Source organism: Paenisporosarcina sp. FSL H8-0542 (assembly GCF_038632915.1).
In the GTDB taxonomy this organism is placed as follows: Bacteria; Bacillota; Bacilli; order Bacillales_A; family Planococcaceae; genus Paenisporosarcina.
Genome location: NZ_CP152050.1, coordinates 2,693,416 through 2,715,343, shown reverse-complemented (window position 1 = coordinate 2,715,343; position 21,928 = coordinate 2,693,416). Strand labels below are relative to the sequence as shown.

15 protein-coding genes are annotated in these 21,928 nt (G+C 38.4%); 11 read left to right on the top strand and 4 right to left on the bottom strand.

What is annotated here, in order from left to right; all coding sequences use genetic code 11:
* Positions 1-308: 308 nt before the first annotated feature.
* Together MHH33_RS13835 and MHH33_RS13830 are read left to right on the top strand one after the other, a co-directional pair.
* The gene (locus MHH33_RS13835; RefSeq protein WP_342542052.1) at positions 309-770 is read left to right on the top strand and encodes a VanZ family protein; all 462 of its coding nucleotides are present in this window, start codon (positions 309-311) and stop codon (positions 768-770) included.
* Between the two features lie 150 nt (positions 771-920).
* On the top strand, positions 921-3,095 hold the full coding sequence (locus MHH33_RS13830) for a 5'-nucleotidase C-terminal domain-containing protein (RefSeq protein WP_342542051.1): 2,175 nt from the start codon (positions 921-923) through the stop codon (positions 3,093-3,095).
* Positions 3,096-3,293: 198 nt separating this feature from the next.
* Here the strand turns inward: MHH33_RS13830 and MHH33_RS13825 are convergent, their stop codons facing one another.
* On the bottom strand, positions 3,294-4,022 hold the full coding sequence (locus MHH33_RS13825; RefSeq protein ID WP_342542050.1) for a hypothetical protein: 729 nt from the start codon (positions 4,020-4,022) through the stop codon (positions 3,294-3,296).
* Between the two features lie 179 nt (positions 4,023-4,201).
* On the opposite strand from MHH33_RS13825, the gene MHH33_RS13820 reads away from it, so the two are divergent.
* The 5 genes from MHH33_RS13820 (at position 4,202) to MHH33_RS13800 (ending at position 13,252) form a co-directional block, all read left to right on the top strand.
* On the top strand, positions 4,202-6,145 hold the full coding sequence (locus MHH33_RS13820; RefSeq protein ID WP_342542049.1) for an S-layer homology domain-containing protein: 1,944 nt from the start codon (positions 4,202-4,204) through the stop codon (positions 6,143-6,145).
* Positions 6,146-6,308: 163 nt separating this feature from the next.
* The gene (locus MHH33_RS13815) at positions 6,309-7,769 is read left to right on the top strand and encodes an N-acetylmuramoyl-L-alanine amidase (RefSeq protein WP_342542048.1); all 1,461 of its coding nucleotides are present in this window, start codon (positions 6,309-6,311) and stop codon (positions 7,767-7,769) included.
* Between the two features lie 93 nt (positions 7,770-7,862).
* Positions 7,863-9,767 (top strand): S8 family serine peptidase, encoded by a 1,905-nt coding sequence (locus MHH33_RS13810; protein ID WP_342542047.1) that lies wholly within the window; start codon positions 7,863-7,865, stop codon positions 9,765-9,767.
* 184 nt (positions 9,768-9,951) lie between these two features.
* On the top strand, positions 9,952-10,974 hold the full coding sequence (locus MHH33_RS13805) for a C40 family peptidase (protein WP_342542046.1): 1,023 nt from the start codon (positions 9,952-9,954) through the stop codon (positions 10,972-10,974).
* A gap of 250 nt (positions 10,975-11,224) precedes the next feature.
* Positions 11,225-13,252, top strand: coding sequence for an S-layer homology domain-containing protein (locus MHH33_RS13800; protein ID WP_342542045.1), 2,028 nt, complete (start codon positions 11,225-11,227; stop codon positions 13,250-13,252).
* Between the two features lie 200 nt (positions 13,253-13,452).
* Here the strand turns inward: MHH33_RS13800 and MHH33_RS13795 are convergent, their stop codons facing one another.
* Genes MHH33_RS13795 through csaB form a run of 3 tightly spaced genes read right to left on the bottom strand, consistent with a single transcriptional unit; the run spans position 13,453 to position 17,325 of the window.
* Positions 13,453-14,973 carry a lipid II flippase MurJ gene (locus MHH33_RS13795; protein WP_342542044.1) on the bottom strand — a complete coding sequence of 507 codons (1,521 nt, stop codon included), beginning with the start codon at positions 14,971-14,973 and terminating at the stop codon, positions 13,453-13,455.
* A gap of 54 nt (positions 14,974-15,027) precedes the next feature.
* A complete protein-coding gene (locus tag MHH33_RS13790; RefSeq protein ID WP_016428092.1) occupies positions 15,028-16,200 on the bottom strand; it encodes a glycosyltransferase family 4 protein in 1,173 nt (390 codons plus the stop codon).
* 15 nt (positions 16,201-16,215) lie between these two features.
* A complete protein-coding gene (gene csaB, locus MHH33_RS13785; protein WP_016428091.1) occupies positions 16,216-17,325 on the bottom strand; it encodes a polysaccharide pyruvyl transferase CsaB in 1,110 nt (369 codons plus the stop codon).
* Positions 17,326-17,740: 415 nt separating this feature from the next.
* Between csaB and MHH33_RS13780 the strand changes: the two genes are divergently transcribed.
* The 4 genes from MHH33_RS13780 to MHH33_RS13765 all read left to right on the top strand — a co-directional run bounded on the left by MHH33_RS13780 (position 17,741) and on the right by MHH33_RS13765 (position 21,927).
* Complete coding sequence (locus MHH33_RS13780; RefSeq protein WP_342543779.1) at positions 17,741-18,460, top strand: WecB/TagA/CpsF family glycosyltransferase; 720 nt, start codon at positions 17,741-17,743, stop codon at positions 18,458-18,460.
* 111 nt (positions 18,461-18,571) lie between these two features.
* Positions 18,572-19,846, top strand: a complete 1,275-nt coding sequence (locus tag MHH33_RS13775; protein WP_342542043.1) for a nucleotide sugar dehydrogenase — start codon at positions 18,572-18,574, stop codon at positions 19,844-19,846.
* Positions 19,847-19,860: 14 nt separating this feature from the next.
* On the top strand, positions 19,861-20,733 hold the full coding sequence (gene galU / locus MHH33_RS13770; RefSeq protein ID WP_342542042.1) for a UTP--glucose-1-phosphate uridylyltransferase GalU: 873 nt from the start codon (positions 19,861-19,863) through the stop codon (positions 20,731-20,733).
* Between the two features lie 60 nt (positions 20,734-20,793).
* Positions 20,794-21,927 carry a glycosyltransferase family 4 protein gene (locus MHH33_RS13765; protein ID WP_342542041.1) on the top strand — a complete coding sequence of 378 codons (1,134 nt, stop codon included), beginning with the start codon at positions 20,794-20,796 and terminating at the stop codon, positions 21,925-21,927.
* Position 21,928: the final 1 nt, after the last annotated feature.

Genomic DNA, 21,928 nt, shown 5'->3' with positions numbered 1-21,928 from the left:
CACGAAATACAGATATCTGCGCCCCAAATGTAGATAACAATTTACTTTGACACCAATTCCAGAATACACATCACGAATTCTAGATAACGCTAATCGAAATCTAGATAAGTCATCACGAAATACAGATATCTGCGCACCAAATGTAGATACCAATTTACTTTGATACCAATTCCTGAAAACACACCACGAATTCAAGATAACGCTAATCGAAATCTAGATAACCATGCACGAAATGCAGATTTCCAACTCCTGATCCACAATCACCCTTCAGCACGAATAAATCTAGGAAGTGTGCTAAACTTGAAAATATGAAAAAGTACATTCTATTTATCTTCATCCTAGCAACACTATTTTATTCTTCTGCTCAAACGTATGAAGAACAGTCGTTGATTCCTGACCTCATTAGATGGCTCCCGAACGAACCTTTTAAAGGTGGTTTATCTCTTTTGCAAATTCCTTATTGGGGGACAATCGTTTCTGTGGAAGAACGTGGGTACCATGCATTTATTGAATTTATAATCAGAAAAGGAGCACATGTTGTTACGTTTGGTGCTCTTGCTATTGCCGCGTATATCATGGTAGGTCGCTTAAGGATGGCATTCATCCTTACAGTAGTACTGGCGATTGCTGATGAATTTCATCAATCACTGACAGGCGGGCGGACACCCACGATACATGATGTTTTGTTGGATTCATTTGGTGCGGGTTTGGCATTAATCTCTATTTATTTCATTGAAAAGTATAGGTCTAAAAAAAAGAAGTCCATTTAAAATGGGCTTCTTTTTTACATGATAAGAAAACGCTTGCAAAAAAATGAAGATTTTGTAAATAAACTATATTATTAATGGGAATATTGGTAAAATTAATAGGGTAAGAGTTTTTACCTAATAACCTACATATTCGAAGGAGGAAATTTGTACATGTCGAAATTGTCTAATAAGAAATTCTTAGCTACTACTGTTACTGCTGCGGCCGTAGCCATGGCATTTGCACCAGTTGCATCAGCTGACGAAGTGAAATTCACTGATGTAGGTGAGAAATATAGTGATGCGGTTAACTTTTTGGTGGGAAGCGGTATATCTAAAGGGCTAACTGATACACAATTCGGTGTTAGCAAAAACATTGACCGAGTAGATGCAGCGGTTCAAGTTGCACGTGCATTAGGTTTTTCTGAAGATGGAAAGTATAAGAGCTCTGGATTCACTGATGTACCAGCTCGTGCAAAATGGGCAGTTGATGCATTGGTAGAAGCGAAGATTGTAAACGGTAAGACGAATAAATCGTTTGGCTCTTATGACGATTTGACTCGTGATGAAACTTCTAAGATATTAGCAAATGCTGCTAAGCTACCAATCGATGAGAGCGTTACAAAGACTAAATTTACAGATGTAAATCCTAGATTTGCAAAATATGTTGATGCACTTGTTAAAGCTGGAATCACAAATGGACAAACAGAAACAAAGTATGGTTCATGGTACGCAGTGAGACGTGGTGAACTTGCGTTGTTCCTTGATCGTGCAAAAGAACATTTTGGTTTCTATGATTTAACTGTCATGCATACAAATGATACACATGCATACCTGGAAACAGCTCCATTCCGTGCTACTGCAATTAAAGAAGTACGTGCAGAAAATGAAAACAATATTTTACTAGATGCTGGTGACGTATTCTCTGGAGATCTTTACTTCAACGCATTTGAAGGCGCTGCAGACGTTGAGATGATGAACTACCTTGGTTATGATGCCATGACTTTTGGTAATCATGAATTCGATTTGGGATCTTCAAAAGATGGCCACAAGTCTTTAACGGAATTCATCAAAAATGCAAAATTCCCATTGGTATCTGCTAACGTGGATTTCTCGAAAGACCCATTGTTTGACGGACTTCAATCAAAAACTTACGCTTCATCATACAAAGATGGACAAATCTATAATGGTGTGGTTTTAGATGTTAATGGTGAAAAAGTAGGTGTGTTTGGCTTAACAACTGAAGAAACACCAACAATTTCTTCAACAGGGAAAGTTGAATTCAAAAACTACATTGAATCAGCAAAAGCGTCTGTAAAAGCACTTCAAGAACAAGGCGTAGATAAAATTGTCGCACTTACTCATCTTGGTTTAGATGATTCCTTGAAATTTGATAATGACTTGGAATTAGCGAAACAAGTTGAAGGTATCGATGTTATTGTTGGTGGCCATACACATTCGAAAATTTCTGCTCCGGTAGTATCTAAAGCGTTCGACGCTCCAACAGTTATCGTAACGGCAAATGAATATGGTAAATTATTAGGAACTCTTGATGTTACTTTCAATAAAAAAGGCGAAGTTTCAGTCTTTGCTGGAGAATATTTAGAAATGAAGGCTGAAAACTTTGCTGCTGATGAAGGCGCTGTGAAATTATTAGCTCCGTATAAAGCAGAAGTTGAAGCTATTAAAACTCAATCTACAGGTACAACAGCAGTAGCGATGTTAGATGGACAACGTGCTGGTGATACAGAAGGCAAGTCAAGTGTCCGCTTCAATGAAACAAACCTTGGAAACTTGATGACTGACGGTATGCTTGCAAAAGCAAAAGTTATCAATAAAGATACGGTAATCGCTCTTCAAAACGGAGGGGGTATCCGTAGTTCAATCGATGCGGGTGACATTACAGTTGGTGAAGTATTGAAAGTTATGCCTTTTGGTAATGCATTGGCAATCATAGACCTTAAAGGCTCTGAAATCAAAGCTGCTTTGGAACATTCAGTGTCTCAAGCACCAAAAGAAAACGGTGCATTCTTACACGTAGCTGGCATGAAATTTGAGTATGATAGTTCAAAAGAAGCGGGCAAACGTGTAACAAAAGTTCAAGTAAAAGTTGGACCTGAATATGTGGCTCTTGAAGATGCGAAAAACTACTTCGTAGCAACTAACACATTCACTGCTAAAGGTGGGGACGGTTACGAAATGTTCAAAACGGCTTACAATGAAGGCCGTGTGTCTGAACCAGGTATCGTTGATTACACAAGCTTCATCGATTACATCAAGACATTGGATAAAGTTGATCCAAAAGTAGAAGGTCGCATCGTTGACGTTGCTACTCCTGCTGCTAACTAATTGAGTAATTAATAAATTGTAAAATAACCCCGGCATCTTTTGATGTCGGGGTTATTGTTTTTTTAAGGATGAAATGAGTGAGGGTATGTCATTGTATTTTAAAAAAGAGTTTATAATATACAACTCAATAATAGTAATGTTTAATAGATAATTTTTCTATTAAAAAATCCTGACCGGTATTTCGGTCAGGAAGACTTATTATCTATTCATTGCCTTATCTAATAGTGCGCTACGTCGAGCTTCTTTTTCAGCTTCATAGTCATTTATTAAACTTTGAGCGTGGGACTTTCCATAACCATTTGCTACAAGTTCCTTTTCAATAACTGAAATTGCTGAGTAAAATACTTTGTCTGTTCGGCCTTCCAATTCAGAAGCAGCTGAAGTGTATTTGTTGTAGAAGTAAGCGTAGTTAATTGATTCACCATTTGCTTTTTTTCCTTGATACTCTGAATATGCACGACCAACTAATGCATCAATACGGCTATTTGCCTGAGATTGCAGACTCGACATTACGGGTTCATATTTCTGTTTAATAGAAGCAACTGTTACACCACTATCAGGGGTGTTGCCTGTGCTGGATCCTCCCTTTGATGAATTCCCCGCATTACCAGTTGTACTCGTTTTTGTACCAGAAGAAGAGTCGTCATTTGTTGTTCCGTTACTAGAATTTGTACCTGAAGATCCATTGTCAGTAGACACGACCGGAATATTATTGTTAACCTCCGATTCAACAATGTTGCCATCTTCATCTAATTCAATAGTAGTGCCATCTGGTAAGTCAATTTTATATGTTTCTTTAGTAATTTCTGTGACTTCTGAATCGGCTATATCATATTCCTTAATTTGAAAAATGTAAATTAAATATCCACCAACGATTAAAAATAAAGCTACGAAAGCAGCTAATATTTTCTTCCAATGCTTTTTCACGCGCAGACGCCTCCTAAATAAATTCTACTATAAGATTACCATAATTCGACATGAACCAAGTAGAATTATTGAAAAGACAATCCAATTTCAATATATTTGGTAAATTCGGTTGTGGTTGGAAAATCTATGGACTATAATAAACACTACGTAATAAGCAAATATAACCAAGAGGTGATATAATGATTAAATTTTCTAGTGATAATAAGACTATAAAAGCAATAATCGCAGGAGCGGTTGCATTCACACCCGTGATAGCAGTAGGTATAAATGCTGAGAAGACTAGTGCAGCAGAGCAGGATTCTCTACCTAGTAACGTGGAAACGTTCCTTAATCAATTAGATGTAGTTTATGCGGATCCAAGTTTGACTAAAGATGACTTATCTAAATTACATGCAGCCCGAAATTACTTAGCTGCCAAAAGTGACTGGGTAGATGTTGCAGAAAGAATGCTTAATAAAAGTACTTTAACTGCTGAAGAGCAGAAAGTTCTTACGTATCTTCTTCCTTTATTTGCCGCAAGTACAACAACTAACTTAAAAGCTTCTATTAATAGTTTCTACTCAAAGGTAAGTGATGCTGAATTACAAAAAGCATTTGATGTACAAGTAGGTTCTACTACATTTACAAAAGCTACTTTTACTTCATTCTTAGTAGAAACTGAAACTAAAGTTTTTACTAACTATGCGAACAATACAAAAGGGACAACTTTATTTAACGAATTTGTGAATGCACTAATTTCCCCAACAAGTTATCCAGATGTAAAAAAAGCAATTACAGATAAGTTCGTATTAACTAGAGTTTTTGATGAGCTCCAAGATATCTTGAGTGTTGGAATAATTAATGACGCTAAACCTGCTTTTGCAAAAGTTGCGACTATTTATGACGGAAAATTCGGTGTCGACACAGGAAATCCAGGCGGTGGTACTCCAGGACCAACACCACCTCCAGTTGAGGTAAATAAAGGTGAGGTATCAACGGGTGGATCAACAATTGAGTCAAATCCACAATCTGTAATCGATGCAATTACGAAAGCGGCAACTGTTGAAGCGTTAGTTGTTAAATTAGATGCTGGGGTTGTAGTTGTTAATATTCCTGCAACAATCCTAGCTGCTCTTGAAAACAAAAATAACGAGGCTGTTGTTGTTATCGTTTCTGGAGACGCTACATATGAAGTTCCTGTTTCGCAGATTGACCTTTTGGCAGCTGCTGCGTCGCTAGGTGTTGCTTCTGCTGAATTAAAATTTGTAGTAACAGTTGATGAAGTCGCAAACCCACTAGCAGGAAAAGCTGGGTTTAAAACACTATCTGATGCAATTGATTTCAAACTTTCTTTAGTAGCACCGGATAATAAAACAATCGAATTGAAAAACTTCAGTAAACCTGTTCAACGTTCAATTAGTACTCCTACAACCTTAAACCCATTAACAACAGTTGGTGTGGTAGTCAATGCTGACGGTTCAGTCGTAGCAGTTCCGACATTTGTAGAAGATAAAGGAGCTAATCTTTACCGTAACAGTAACTCGGTTTACACACTAATTGAGAACTTCAAGACATTTAATGATGTAAATAACGGTAAAAACTGGTCAGAAGAATATGTTGAGAAATTAGCTTCTCGTATGGTAGTTAAAGGGACGACTGCAACAACATTCTCTCCAAACCGTGAAATTACACGTGGTGAGTTTGCTGCAATTTTATCTCGTGGTCTTGGATTAATTTCGAAATCTTCAAATGTTAAATTTACTGATGTCTCTTCAAAACAAGCTTTCAATCTTAATGGTGAAATTGCAGCAGTAGTTGAAGCTGGAATTGTTAAGGGTGATGCGAAAGGTAAATTCCGTCCATATGATGAAATTTCTCGTGATGAAGCGGCAATCATGATTAGCCGTGCACTTGATTTTATCGGCACTGATGGCGTTAAAGTAGACACGACTAAAAAGATTACGAATTTTACAGATTACCGTTACATCGGTAACACTGCACGACCACACGTTCAAAAAGTTTATCAAGCTGGATACATCAATGGTTACAGCAATGGAACGTTTGGTCCTTCACAAGATACTGAACGTGGCCAAATGGCAAAAATTCTTTATAACTTCTTACAATCTGTCAAATTCATTAACTAAATTACAAAAGACCTCACAGAGTGAGGTCTTTTTCCTATTAAAATACAGCAAACTAGAGTGAAAAGTCGATTATTGGTAAAATATAGACCAATAGAAACATAGAAATTTGGCAAATTTTATGTTACGATTCCGTTACAACATAGAAAAAGGAGAATTTTGCGATTTGAAAAAATTATGGTTGTATGCTTTCTTTGCTGCAGTATTCATTGGATTAGGGTTTCCTGTAACACAAGCTTCGGCTAACACATCATTTAGTGATGTTGGAACTACTCATAGGGCCCAAGAGGAAATCTATTATTTAGTAGAAGGGGGAATTGCGAACGGAATTTCTTCGACATCCTTCTCACCGAACCAACAAGTAACGCGTGGACAGGCTGCTGCTATGCTAGGGCGTGCACTTGGTTTGAATGGAGAGAAAAAGCCAACATCCTTTTCGGATGTCTCTTCAAACTATTTTGCATCTGGTTATATTCAACAAATGGTAAATAAGGGGATTATTTCAGGTTATCCTAATGGTCAATTCCAACCTAACAAAACTTTGACACGAGGTGAAATGGCTCTTTTAATTAGTCGTTCATTTGGCTATGGAGCAAACTCTGTATCAATTGCTTCTTCTCGTCTGATGGAAAAAGGAATCGCACAAGGTTATGCTGACGGTTCATTTGGTGCATCTGAGACGATTATTCGAGCAGACTTCTCTGTATTCTTAGCTCGTGGAATTCATAGTCAATTCCGTACGTCTGATGAACAAACGTTTAACCGTCCTATGTATGTAAATGTAGATAGTTTAAACGTCCGCACTGGTCCTAATACACAATACCCTTCTTTGGTAAAAGTAAACAAGGGACAAGTCGTTGAATATGGATATACAATTGGAGATTGGTCTTTCATACGTGTAAATGGAAAAGAAGGATTTGTACATAGTTCATATATCCAAATAGATGTGCCAGATCCGAATAATCCAACGCCTCCTGTCGTAACACCGCCACCTACTACTGTACCTAGCGATTTAGTTGTCATCATCGATCCAGGTCACGGTGCACACGATCCAGGCGCTCAGGGGTTTGGTTATAAAGAAAAAGATGTCGTATTGAGCATTTCCAAATTAATTAAGACATATTTCGATAAAACACCAATTCAGGCAAAATTGACAAGATCCACAGATGTTTTTCTTGAGTTGGGCGCACGTACTAAATTTGCTTCGCAAAACAATGGTGATATTTTCATCAGTATGCATGCAAATGCACTGAATGGTTCAGCGAATGGAACAGAAACTTATTATTATCGAACAGCTGCAACTAATCCATATGTAAATGATTCCAAGGCTCTTGCCACATATATTCAAAATCGTATGCTAGAAGCATGGGATTTGGCAGATCGTGGTGCTAGACCTGGGAACTACTATGTATTACGTGAGAATACAATGCCTGCAGCTTTAGCAGAAATCGGATTTATCGATAACAAGACTGATAATGCGTATATCGCATCATCTACACGTCGTGACCAAATGGCAAAAGCTATCTTCATGGCAACTCTTGACTATTTCTACCACTATGAAGGGCGAAAAGATGTGTTGCCATTATATAACACGGTAAACGGCAAACCTTCTCCTAAACTTCATTAAACCAAAAACGCTGATCTAAAGAAAATTTAGGTCAGCGTTTTTCATATGAGTCAATTAAAAGTATAATGAGAAAAAGAGATAGGGGGCGATAGCGTGAAATACATTGGGAGTATTGCTTTGTCTGCGCTTTTACTTTTTGGTAGTTTACCCAATCATGAAGTAGTTGCGGAAACAACGCATCACATTCTAGTAAAAGTAAACGATAGCCAGAAAGATTTACTCGATAATTACAAGATACTGCGTGAATTCGACACTATCCCGGTATTTGAACTTGAAGTAACATCTTCACAACTGAATGAACTTAAGATGGATTCATCAAATGTTCAAATCCTGCCAGATTTTGATTATCAAATTTCAGCGGATTCAGTCCCAGTATCCTTTAAACAACTTAAAGTTACGCCTACACAAGTTACACCCTATACAGGAAAAGGCGTTAAGGTAGGTATTCTGGATACAGGAATTGACACGGAGCATTCCGATTTGTTTGTTCGTGGAGGCTTTTGCAGTTTAGAAGTGAAATGCCCACAATCTGTGTCTTACGATGATGACAACGGTCATGGAACACATGTTGCGGGAACAATAGCTGCGCTGAAGAATAATGCAGGTATTCAAGGTGTAGCGCCAAATGTTGAATTATTTGCAATTAAATCGTTAAATCGTAATGGAGGCGGTTCTACTGCCAGTTTAGTCGCTGGTGTAGAGTGGGCCATTAAGAATGATATAGATATTTTAAATATAAGTGTTACAACTAACGGGGATGACCCCGCGCTTCGAATGGTATTGGATAAAGCGTATCAAAGTGGGATGGTGCTAGTTGCCGCTGCTGGGAACGAAGGAGAGTCTTTGCAAAAAGATAGTGTTCAATATCCCGCAAAATATGACAGCGTCATCGGTGTTGCTGCTATAACTGCAACAAACGAGAAATTGCTTGAATCTTCAAGTGGACCAGAAGTTGAAATTGCAGCACCAGGTTCATCTATAGTTAGTACATATCCGAGAAATTTGGATACAACGGATGGCCTAAAGAACGGATATTTTTCTCAATCAGGTACTTCTATGGCTGCTCCACATGTTACCGGAGTGTTGGCACTTTATAAAGAACGATTCCCAAATGCATCAAATGTAAAATTGCGTCAAATGTTGCAAGTGACAGCCACGGATTTAGGTGCAGTAGGACGAGATGAAACGTTTGGGTATGGAGTCGCTACCTATGAGCCTATCATTACAGAACTACCATTCTTGGAATCCAAAGTAGCAAATGGTCAGATCTTGTTTACATTACAAAATAAAGATGCTGTGAGTAGTTGGAAGCTAACAGAAAATGGGACTACCCTAAAAGAAGTGACAGGCTCAAAGTGGGAATTGTATCGTCCTGCGGGAACTTATTCATTTAATTTTACTTTTGTAATGAAAAATGGAGCTGCTGTAACAGAAAAAGTTAATGTGACATTAAAAAATCCGGCGTTCACTGACTTGAATCAATCCCAGTGGTATTCAAGTCATGTCAGCTATTTGTTCTTTAAAGAACAAATGAATGGTTATAAGGATGGATCATTTAAGCCCACTAAAGAAATTACAAGAGCTGAAGCAGTAGCATTACTTGGACGAGCAAAGGATTTGAATGGGGAGGAGAGAGTCACTTCATTTAAAGATGTAGGTTCTGGTAATTTTGCATCTGGCTACATCCAGTCTGCATTAGAAGAAGGAATTCTATCAGGTTTTCCGGATGGTACATTTAAGCCTAATCAAGCTGTGACTCGCGCAGAGATGGCTATTCTCATACAAAATGCATTCATGTTCCCAAGTGATCCTAATAAAGGTTTACATTTTTCTGATATGAATACAGGCATGGCAAGTTATGAAGCCATTCAGGCATTAGTTCAACAAGGAATAGCAAAAGGTATTTCGACAACACAATTCCAACCTCATGCAAAAATGACAAGGTCAACGTACAGTGTGTTCTTAGCAAGAGCCCAAAAACCGACAGTCTTTAAATAAAAAAGAAAAACTCGAAGCGATTATCGCCTCGAGTTTTTTAATTTTCTGTCGATTGTTACACAATTGTAACCTAAACGTAAAGTAACTATCATGAAATGTCTGATATTATTTAAAATAGATTGTTAAAACTATAGAAATGAACCAGATATTATGTCTAGGTTCCAAAAATTACATGAGGTGGAAAATGAAGAAACGTATTACTCAGATGATCATCGCTGTGTTACTGATCTCAGTGGCGCCATTTATGACGACTCAAGCCAGTGCTTCAACAGAAAATGAAATCGTGAACTACGCTAAAACATTACAGGGCGTCCCATACCAATATGGTGGAATTACTCCATCAGGGTTTGACTGCTCTGGATATACATCTTATGTTTTCAAAAATATTGCTGGTATATCATTAAATAGAACAGCTGCCAATCAATATTCACAGGGCACTTCTGTTTCAAAATCAAATCTTCAACCGGGAGACTTAGTTTTCTTCGATAACTTGGGATACACATCTCATGTAGGAATTTATATTGGAAATAGCCAATTTATCTCAGCAACTTCTTCTAAAGGAATTGCAATAGCGAGCATAAACGACCCATACTACTGGGGAAAATATTATATGGGTGCTAAACGAATTGGAAGTGCATCAGTTGCATCTACACCACCCGTAACAAATGGTAATTTCACGGATGTGAAATCAACGCATCCAGCCTATGTAGCAATTAAGGAACTAAATATGGATGGTGTAATCAATGGTTTTGAAAACCAACAATTCCGTCCGAATGCTGAAGTTACTCGTGGACAAGCTGCCGCGATGGTAAATAGAGTATTAAAATTAACGCCTAAGAATCAATCTCGATTTTCTGATGTTCCAACAAATCATACTTTTGCTAAAGATATAGCGGCAATGAACGAAGCAGGTATATTAAGTGGTTATACTTCAGGAAGATTTGGAATGAATGATTCTTTAACAAAATCACAATTAGCCGTAATTTTAGACCGTGCATTCAAAATTTCTGCTGCAACAGAAAATCAAGTTCACACGGCCTCTATATATAATGATGTTCCAAAAACGTATTGGGCTCACGATCCAATTGTTGCATTAAAAACAATTGACCAAACAACAGTTTTCCAAACATCGTATTACAAAGTTAATGCTGAAGCATCTCGTGCTGAATTCTCAGCAGCGGTGTACAGCGCTATAATGGCAAAATAATATTATGTTCGAAGTCATTTGTCTAATGAGGCAAATGGCTTTTCTTTATTATTAATATCCCCAAATTTTGTAGGGTTAAACCTATTAATTAAAAAGTAGTCATTCGTACTAGTTTAGACGAATGGCTTTTCATTTTGTTCCATTTTATGGGTAAAAATCTTTATCTATTTTATAATTACCCAAAAAACCTTTTATTATACCAATTATTCTATTAAAATGGAAATAGTCACAATAATTGGAGGAAATGAGAATGAAACATATAAAGAAGGGTTTGCTTCTTGTGGTCATGTTCACGTTGGCATTTACGATGTTATTGACGACACAAAAAGTAAAAGCCGATAGCCATGATGATATTACCGGTACTTTAGCACCTGAGATGAGAGAAGCTGTTAAACGGGGAATATTGTTAGGTTATGGAGAAGGAAAATACGGCCAAGAAGAACAAGTAACACGTGCTCAATTTGCAGCATTCATAAAAAGAGCTTTAAATTTACCTGAAGCACAAGCCACTTTTAAGGATGTTACACCAAATATGACATTAGCTGCTTCTGTTAATGCTGTGGCTGGTGCAGGTATTATGCAAGGCGTAACGTCAGATAGATTTAATCCTGATGCCTTGATTACACGTGAGCAAGTTGCTTTGACCATTGAAAATGCATTGATTTACAGTAAAATGGAATTAGTAAAAAAAGAAACCCTTTTTTCAGATGCTAGTTTAATGACATCAGCAACGAAATTAGCAATTTTTCATGCAACTAATTACGGAATTATAAACGGTATTCCGAATGACGATGGGACAATGAGATTTGAACCGAAGTCTAATGCGACTAGAGCGCAAGCAGCCGCATTTATCGTACGTTTCTTAGAAGCGAAAGAGAGCTATGTGCCAACACCACCCACTGAACCTGAACCTGAGCCACCTATTGATACAACTAAATACTACAATGCCATAATTAAAGATGGTCAACTTGTGAAAGGGCAATCGGAATATATTACATATGATGCTGCAGCTGCTGCTTTCAGAAGTAACCCTTCTGCCAAAGCAATCTATAAAGGCAATGAAATGATTCAAATTAAAGATGGCCTTGCTTATGCAAAGCATTACACACCGGGATCAACTACTGTCATTTATTCAGATAACACTTTTTCAAAACAAGTCACATATATTCAATATGGTAGAGAATTAAAATTACTGGAGTCCAATGACAAATATGTAAAAGTTCAAGCTGGTGGGACAATTGGTTTTGCGAAACAAAGTGAAATTGAATATATTCCGCAAGAGCTGATTACAAATAAAGATTACTACATGCCGTCATCTACAGGTGTGTTAACACATTTCACTTATAATCATGCCAATAAATCATTTGGTTTTGGTGGCTATCAAATTGGACCTGCACCAATATTTATGACGAATCTTCAAAAATATTATTCTCAGGATGGCGTCAATTTCTATCATGAGAATGGTGTATTCGCAGGTCAGCACTATCCATATTTCCAATACTTATCAGCAAGAAGTAAAACGAACTATACAGCAGATGAATTGAATCTATACATTATGGAACGTTTACAGACTGTTTCTTCAAAATATCCTACGGCATTAACTAAATCGAAACTGATTGGGCTAGGTGCTTTCTTAAAAGAAGTGGAAAGTAAGTATAATGTGAACGCGCTCTTCATCCTTAGTGCGGCGATGCATGAGAGTGATTCAGGAATGAGTGTGAATGCACAGACGAAGAACAATCTTTTCGGTATTAAAGTATTCGATTCAACACCTGAAGATGGAGAATCATATATCAAACCTGAAGATAGTGTCGTGGCATTCGTGACCCGTTATGTGAACTTAAACTATGGTCCACCTACTGGCTCATATGCTAAAGGTTTGGCGCCTGGAAATAAATCTTCAGGAATGAATGTTCATTATGCTTCTGATCCAAACTGGGGAGCTAAGATTGCTCAATATATGTGGCGTGGGGATACTTTACTAGGTTACAAGGATAGTGGAGTAAATGCGAAACAATTGGCAATGACAGCTCATAATGGTGTAATCAACGTGAGGTCTACTCCTGAAGTCAAATCCGATAATCTATTATTCACATACAAAGTAAAAGATTTAGGTGCTAACAATAGCTTTGGTTATCCATTGGTGATTTTAGATGAAATCATTGGCGCGGATGGATATAAGTGGTTTAAAGTGTTATCAGATCAAAATTCACCTGCAGATTTCGGGTGGATTCGTGAGAAAGATGCAAACAACACACTTGTAAAGAAAATTAACTAGCAAATAGGAAAGACCGTTTCGTATTTTTACGAAACGGTCTTTTGAGTTTTATATTAAGGCAATTTTTTTATATATAAATTAGAGCGAATCAGATTCTTTTCTTCGGACGAACTTGCAAGCCTCCTCACTCATTATGATTGTTTAACAATGACTTTATCAAAAGAAAAAGCTTCTGGCACTGGCCAAAAGCTCACTAACTATTATTTAGATCGTTTCACCATACTCAACATGCGATTGAAGCCAGTCGGGTAAGTGACTTTTAATGACGCTGCATATACGATTATACCGATTGGCACAAGCACTGCTAGCTGGATTAGCGAATACCAATCCTCTGCACCTAAAGCGATCTTAGCTCCCCAAACCACAAGCCCCATAAGGACTGCCGGTATGATCACTCTGACACTCATACGAGCAAATCGAGAAAACTCAGACATTCCTAAATCTCTGTAAACCACAATCATAGACACTGTAAAGTAGTAAATGCTGACTACTGACGCCGAGACGGCGAGTGCAGGGTAGCCGTAATCATCAACTAACCACCAGTTTAATAAGAAGTTTAATAAAATTGTAGTGACACTGATTCGGAATACAACAGCTGTTTTTCCGCGAGCATACATCGATTTGGATAGAATCAATTGCATTCCCTGGAAAACGATAATTGGTAGGTAAAATAACAAGGCAATATACGTATTATCTGTATCTTGCGCTGAGAATTTTCCACGCTCATAAATGAACGACACAGCAGCGTCACCAACAACCAATAACCCCACTGTAATTGGTAACAACGTAACAAGAGAAATTTCCATACCACGGAAAAAAGTATCTTTAAATTTCTTAATATCTTCCGTTTGTTCACTCATCAAAGTGAATATAATCGCGGCTAGAGTCGTCGCATAAATCGCATTCGGTATGCTGATTAGAAGCGATGAGTTGTTTAAATACGTAACAGCACCGTCAGCGACACCCACACCAGATGCGAAAGCTTTATTGACGAACAGATTTATTTGTCCAACCACAGAGTTCAATAAAGAGGGGATAATCAATATAATGAAAGCTTTCTTGAAATCCGGCTCCATAGTGAAATCCATACGCCATTTATAATCGGAACGGCCTAGGAAGTATAACTGAATAACAACACCTAAAATCGTTCCGAATAAAAATCCGTAGACCAGTGAATAAATTCCCCATACTTCACTGAAGAAAATGGCGAAAATGGCTGCCATCAATGTAGCTAACAACTTCGCTAATTGTGAAGGTACAAATATGCGCCGGGACTGAAGATAGGAATCCAATAGTCCGGTTAACGCGATTAACATCATGAATGCAAAGAAAATCTGAGTCATTTCAACGGCATATGGCTCTATGCCTTCCTTCATATTGGGATAAATGACGGGAACAAACTGTTTCGCAAAAAACCATCCCAAAATACTGATAAAACCAAAGATGACCATTGTCCAGTTCAGGAGGGCATTCGCATTTTGTTCACTAGTATCCAATCCAGTTTTTTTACGTTTAATATACATTGGCAAAAATACATTATTGAAGCCTGTAGATATCATGGCCACCACTAATGTAATAAAACCGAAAGCGAGGAAGTAGCCATCTGTTTCATTTGATGCCCCAAACTCATTCGCGACTACTGCTTCACGAACGAACCCTGATAATTTCAGTAATAAAGCAAGTCCTGTTGACCATAACGCTGCTTTCTTCAAGTTACTCATCTTACACCTACCTATTTAGAAAAACTCCTTGCTATAGGAGCAAGGAGCCTTAGATTATTTAGAGATTGCACGTTTATAGATACTTTCATATTTTTCGGCAGCTGCGTAATGAGAATACTGGTCCACGATTTTTTTGCGCGCAGCATCAGCCAGCTGTGATCCTTCTTCACGGTTTTCAAGAAGGTGAATCATGGCATTTGAAAGATCTTCAATGTTTCTTTCTTCAACAAGTAGACCATCTTTTTCATGGTCAACAATTTCTTTTAATCCACCTACAGCACAAGCGATTAGTGGTACACCTGAGCCCATTGCTTCAAGAGCAGAAATGGATGTCGCTTCTTCAACTCCTGCACTATATATAGAAGGAACTAATACAACATCACTTAGAGCAAAGTACTCGATCATGTCTTTATGAGCTACGGCTCCTAGTAATGTAACGTTATCTGCTACGCCTAGTTCTGCAGCTTTAGATTTGATTTCATCAAACATTTCACCTGTGCCTGCAAATAGTACACGAGCGTTCGGGAATTTCTCCAAAACAGGCGGGAATGACAATACTGGATAAATAACGCCATTTTTACGAGTTAAACGACGTGGAACAAAGAAGATAAGTTCATCTTGATTTAAGCCATATTTGTCACGGAATTCACGGCGACGTTCAACTTCTGGTTTAAATGAATCTACATCAATGAAGTTTTTAATCATTGTTCCGTCAACGCCTGTTTCACGCTTCACATAATCTTTAATGCGTGTATCAACTGTAATGACTTCGCGCGTAGCCGTGTAACCTACACGTTCTACTGCCATTAGCTTGTCCGCATGTTTTGATCCTTCAGCAACAGATCCTTTTGAAATACCTTCATACGTTAAATAACCATGAACAGTGGTAACTGTCGGAAGACCTGCTGCAAGAGAAGCGCGAGTGGCGAATACGTCTTGCGCATTAACTACGTCATACGCTTTATATTTATCTTCACGTAACATTTTTTCGAGGAATGCCTGGCGACGTTCTAACGTCCACACATAACCAGCACCTAAAGAAATCTTGTTTAAAATAAACGACGGACCACGTGCGATAAAATCACGTTTCCATTTTGGTACATCAGAGAAAGATAAAGTATCCACTTGATGTCCACGAGCTTCAAGCCCGGATTGTAATGTTGTCATATGTGTCGAAAGGCCACCTAAATGAGGATAGTCATACGACGTGACTAATAATATTTTCATGAATGACAATCTCCTTTAGTTTCCGAATTTTTCTTTTAATAAATCCAAGTTGCGCATAGCTTCACGACGAAGTTGATCGACATTAGGTTCCATTGTTTTCTGTGCAGCTTCTTTGTTGTCCAGTAAATAAAGGGCATTCTCAAGAAGTTTTGCCTGATCAATTTCACCTAAACGGAATGAGTAGTCCCACATGCCAGAACGTTTTAGGAAGCTTTCTACTTTCTTATCGTAACTGAACCCAAGATGAGGAACATTGCTGAGTGCTGAGAATATTAAAGCATGTAAACGCAAGCCGACAGTTAAATCCGCATGGCGGATAAAGTTTAAGAATTGATTTGGTGAAAAATCAGAACCAAGCATATATGTTTTGTCTGCATGTTTCATATGTGACAATACATCATTGGAAGCAGGTACATCATATTTTCCTTCCATTGGAACGAAAACCGGTGTAACGCCACGTTGTTCTATTAACTCATCTAATAAATGAGCCATCTTTTCAATGTAGTCCGGATGCTCAAACCATGGACGTACAGTAACGGCAACGATTTTTTCGTCACCTTTTAAAGGAAGTGAATCATATGCCGAGTTTTCTTCGTCTGCTCGGAATGCGAAAACGATATCAGCAGTCACCACTGTTTCAGGTCGTTTAACACCGAGTGAATGCAGATAGTCTTTTGAATATTGGTCACGAACCGTGACGAAGTCAGCCAGGTTAGCAAAGATTTTCATCAAAATCTTACCCCATGTAGAGGTAACGGGGCCGATTCCTTGTGAAAAGAACATTACTTTTGCTCCACAAAGTTTAGCTAAGAACACAATTAGTAAATAATAAGGAAGCGGGCCGAATAAAAACTTCGTTGGGTAAGTGTCTTGAAGCAAGCCGCCACCACCGGAAATCAATAAGTCTGCATCACGCAACGCTCTTACTTTTTCCTTATTTTGATGTCTCCATCCACGATAAACAGATTTCACGCCATGTTCCTTCGCTGTTAATTCAGGCGATAGGGAAAACACAGTGATCTCAGGATTGTTTAATTCAGAACGCAGATTATCTACGATCGCTTTTAGTATCGCTTCGTCTCCTGTGTTACCAAGACCATAGAAGCCGGATAATACAATTTTCAAATGAAGTCCTCCTTTTAAGAAAAGCGGAAAGCGCCACTATAGCTCAACGCTCTAAAATGTGGAACAGGCCAATCTAATCCGACTCTGGCGCTGGAGCAACTGAATCGAAAACTTGTTTTCGAATGAAGTTGCGAAGCTTAGGAGCGGGTTGGCCTGTGCAACTGGATCTGGCGCTGGAAGAAGCGAATCGGAAACCTGTTTCCGAATGAGTTTCTGAAGCTTAAGTGTGAGCTGGCGCTTGTAGCTAGACATAATAATAACAGAAATTTATCTTTTTAATTTCCATAACAAAAGCTTTCACAACGAAGTGAAAGCGTCTTATGTCCAAATTTTATCACTTGTCACGGATGCTATGCAACTAAACAAAGAATCTGCTATACTATATCAATTGAATGTGAACGAAATGAGGCTGTAAATAGTGAAAGAGACCTACTTAGGCGTGGATGTATCGCCATTAACATATGAAGGAATTATCAGTGAATTACAACAGAAAATGGCTCGTAATGAGCAGTCAACAATTATCGCAGTAAACCCGGAAAAAGTCATAACTGCAAATCGGGATCCACAAGTGAAAACGTTAATTAATGAATCAACTTTCCAGATTCCTGATGGCGTTGGTGTCTTATTGGCATCAAAACTAAGAGGTGGCAAGATTACTTCCCGTGTTACTGGGGTAGACATGATGGGGGAACTACTGGACTTCGCCGCATCACAAGGCCATCCGGTTTATTTTTATGGGGCAAAAGAAGAAGTCGTGACTAAAGCGATTTCAGAGATTCAAAAAGAGAGACCACTTCTGACCGTTGCTGGATATACAAATGGTTATGAGAAAGATGAGGCAGCTTTGGTACAACGTATTCATGAAAGTGGAGCGAAGATATTATTCGTTGCACTCGGCAGCCCAAAACAGGAAATATGGATAAAGAGAAACCTGGTTAACCTTCCAAACGTTCTTGTTTTTCAAGGGGTCGGTGGGAGTTTTGATGTATTTTCGGGAATGGTCAAAAGAGCACCCGCACTTTTCCGTAAGTTTGGGTTAGAATGGTTATATCGTTTGGCAAGTAACCCATCACGTATCAAACGTCAAATGAACTTGCCGATCTTTTTATGGCGAGTATTAATAGGTAAGAAATAACATTGAAATCGTGTGATTTCTGTTCCTATAATTGCGGTACTTGAGTGACCAATACAAAACACACTTATAATAGAAGAAACTAATTTATTTTCATTCAGAAGGAGAATACTTATGAAAAAAACCATTTGCGTAGTTGGACTCGGATATATCGGATTACCGACTGCTGTCATGTTTGCAAATCATGGACACCAAGTTCACGGAGTGGACGTTAACGAAGACACGGTTAAAATGATTCAAAAGAAACAATTACATATCGAAGAAAACGGTCTACAGGAGCGTTTAGATAAAGCCATTGATTCTGGTTCACTGACTGTTTCTACAGAACCAATCAAGGCGGACGTCTTTATTATCGCTGTTCCTTCACCAATCAAAGCGGACAAAACAGCTGATTTAGAATATGTAAGAATAGCTACTGCATCTACAGTTCCTTTCCTTGAAAAAGGTAACTTGGTTATTTTGGAATCAACTGTTCCTCCACGCACGGTAGAAGATGTAATGATGCCTGAATTGATTAAGGCGAACTTGGAAATTGGCATGGAATTGTTAGTGTCCCACTCACCTGAACGCGTGATCCCAGGTCGAGTATTTGAAGAATTGGTTTCCAACGACCGTATTATTGGTGGTGTCAATGTAGAGTCAGCTAAACAAACGACAGCACTTTATCAATCATTCGTAAAAGGTACGATGCATGAAACCGATGCAACGACTGCTGAACTTGTAAAAGTAATGGAAAACACCTACCGAGATGTTAATATTGCTTTCGCAAATGAATTGGCAAAAATCGCACAGAATATTGGAGTGAATATTTGGGAGGCAATCAAGCTTGCTAACTTCCATCCTCGGGTGAATATTCATATGCCAGGCCCTGGTGTTGGTGGACACTGTATCGCAGTTGATCCTTGGTTCTTGGTGGAACTTGATCCGCAACAAGCGAAGATCATTCACTTGTCACGACAAACAAATGATGGCATGCCATCCTATACTGCTCAATTAACGGCAGATATTTTAAATGCAAAAGGCATTAAGGATCCGAAAATTGCTGTACTGGGATTAGCGTTTAAAGGCAACATTGACGATATGCGTGAAAGTCCTTCTGTTGACGTAGTGGAACAACTTCGTGAGCGACAAATGAGTTTGTCAGCATACGATCCACATATTAAACACAACAATTTGCCGGAACAGACGCAAGATCAATTTGTAGCGCTTCAACATGCTTCGGCGATTTTAGTATTAACTGATCACCAAGCGTTTAGAGACTTGAATCCTGAAGAAATCAAATCACATATGACCAACCATATCATCATCGATACTAAAAACTGTATTGATCGTGCGAAATGGGAAGCAGCTGGATTTGATGTATATCTTTTAGGTGATTCCAAGAATTAAGGGAGGCATTGTTGATGAAAAAAGTACGCAAAGCAATTATTCCAGCTGCAGGTTTAGGTACACGTTTCTTACCAGCAACGAAAGCAATGCCAAAAGAGATGCTACCTATTGTTGATAAACCGACCATTCAATATATTGTAGAAGAGGCTATTGCTTCAGGTATTGAAGATATTATCATCGTTACAGGAAAAGACAAGCGTGCCATCGAAGATCATTTCGATTCTGCGCCACTTCTTGAAAATACATTATATGCAAAAGAGAAATTTGACTTATTGGAAGAAGTACAACAATCCGGAAAAGTTGAAATTCATTACATTCGTCAGAAAGCACCCCTTGGATTGGGACATGCTGTTTGGACCGCACGTAAGTTTATTGGGGATGAACCTTTTGCGGTTTTACTCGGTGACGATATTGTCCAAGCTGAAACACCATGCTTGAAACAGTTGATTGAGAACTACGAAGAGACGGCTTCCTCAGTGATTGGTGTAATGGAAGTTCCAGAATCAGAAACACACCGTTATGGCGTCATTGATCCTTCTGAACAAATCGGTTCACGGTACAAAGTTCGTAAATTCGTAGAAAAGCCAAAACAAGGTACAGCTCCTTCAAATATGGCGATTATTGGTCGTTATGTGTTTACTCCTGAAATCTTCAAGTATTTAGATGAGATGGAAATAGGAGCGGGGGGCGAAATCCAATTAACGGATGCTATTGAAAAGTTGAACGGGGAACAAGGCGTTTATGGCTTTGCTTTTGAAGGAAATCGTTATGATGTAGGTGAAAAACTTGGTTTTGTCGAAACCACTTTGGAATTTGCCCTGCAACGTCCAGATTTAAAAGATGATTTAATCGCCTACATGAAAAAGAAAATTGAACAGTATGAATAAGACATCGCGAGCAATCGCGATGTACTTGCGTCTAGAACTAATTGGAAAGGAGGGTGAGAGATGAAGATTTTATTGGTAGCCAATATGTATCCATCCTCAAACTTCCCAAGTTACGGTGTCTTTGTACAAAACACCGAAAAGATTTTACAAAATGAAGGCTTTCAAGTTGATAAAGCTGTTTTACAGAAGAAAACATCTAAACTGTCTAAAATATTGGGTTACGCTATTTATTACAGCAAAATCTTATCAAAAGGTTTAACTGGAAACTACGATGCAATTTATGTGCACTATGCTTCTCATAATGCCATGCCTCTTTTATGGTTGAAAAAGCTGAAGCCTTCTGTCCGAATTGTGACAAATGTTCATGGTAGCGATGTGGTACCGGAAGTTGCTTCACAGGAAAAATACCAACCGGCAGTTAAAAAACTGCTTCAACAATCATCACTCATAATTACACCTTCTCATTATTACGAAAAATTAGTGCAACAAAAATATGGTGTCAAAACACCTATACGCGTGTTTCCATCTGGTGGGGTGAATGCGGAAGTCTTCCATCCGAAAAAAAACCAACGAATAGATATTTTATCTCAACTAAAACTAGATCCTGCTTTCCGTTATATCGGATATGTAGGGAGACTGGATGTCGGAAAAGGTTGGGATCATTATTTGCGGGCCATTTCGTTTTATATGAACGAAAAGCCAGAGGAAAGAGACCGTACCCGTTTTATTGCAGTAGGCTCCGGTAAAGAAGATGATGCATTTAAAGAACTTGCGAAATCATTGGGCATTGAAGATGTCATCATTCACTATCCTTTGATGAAACAATCTGATCTAGCAAATATCTATACTGTCATCGAAGCATTCATATTTCCGACAACCAGAAAAGGGGAAAGCCTGGGTCTCGTTGGACTAGAAGCAATGGCATGCAAAACTCCGATTCTTGCAAGTGCAATAGGGGGCATCCTTGATTATGTTCAAGATGGTCAAAATGGATGGTTATTTACCCCAGGGGACGCTGTTCAATTAAAAGATTTATTGGTTAAATTTGATGAACTGTCAAATGAAGAATATGAAAAGATTTCTCAAGCAGCTTATGAAACCGCCTTACAATATGAACAAACAACAATTCAATCGAAGCTTTCAGCTATTTTTAATGAATTGAATCCACAAACAACTAACGAAAGAGGATTTTAAC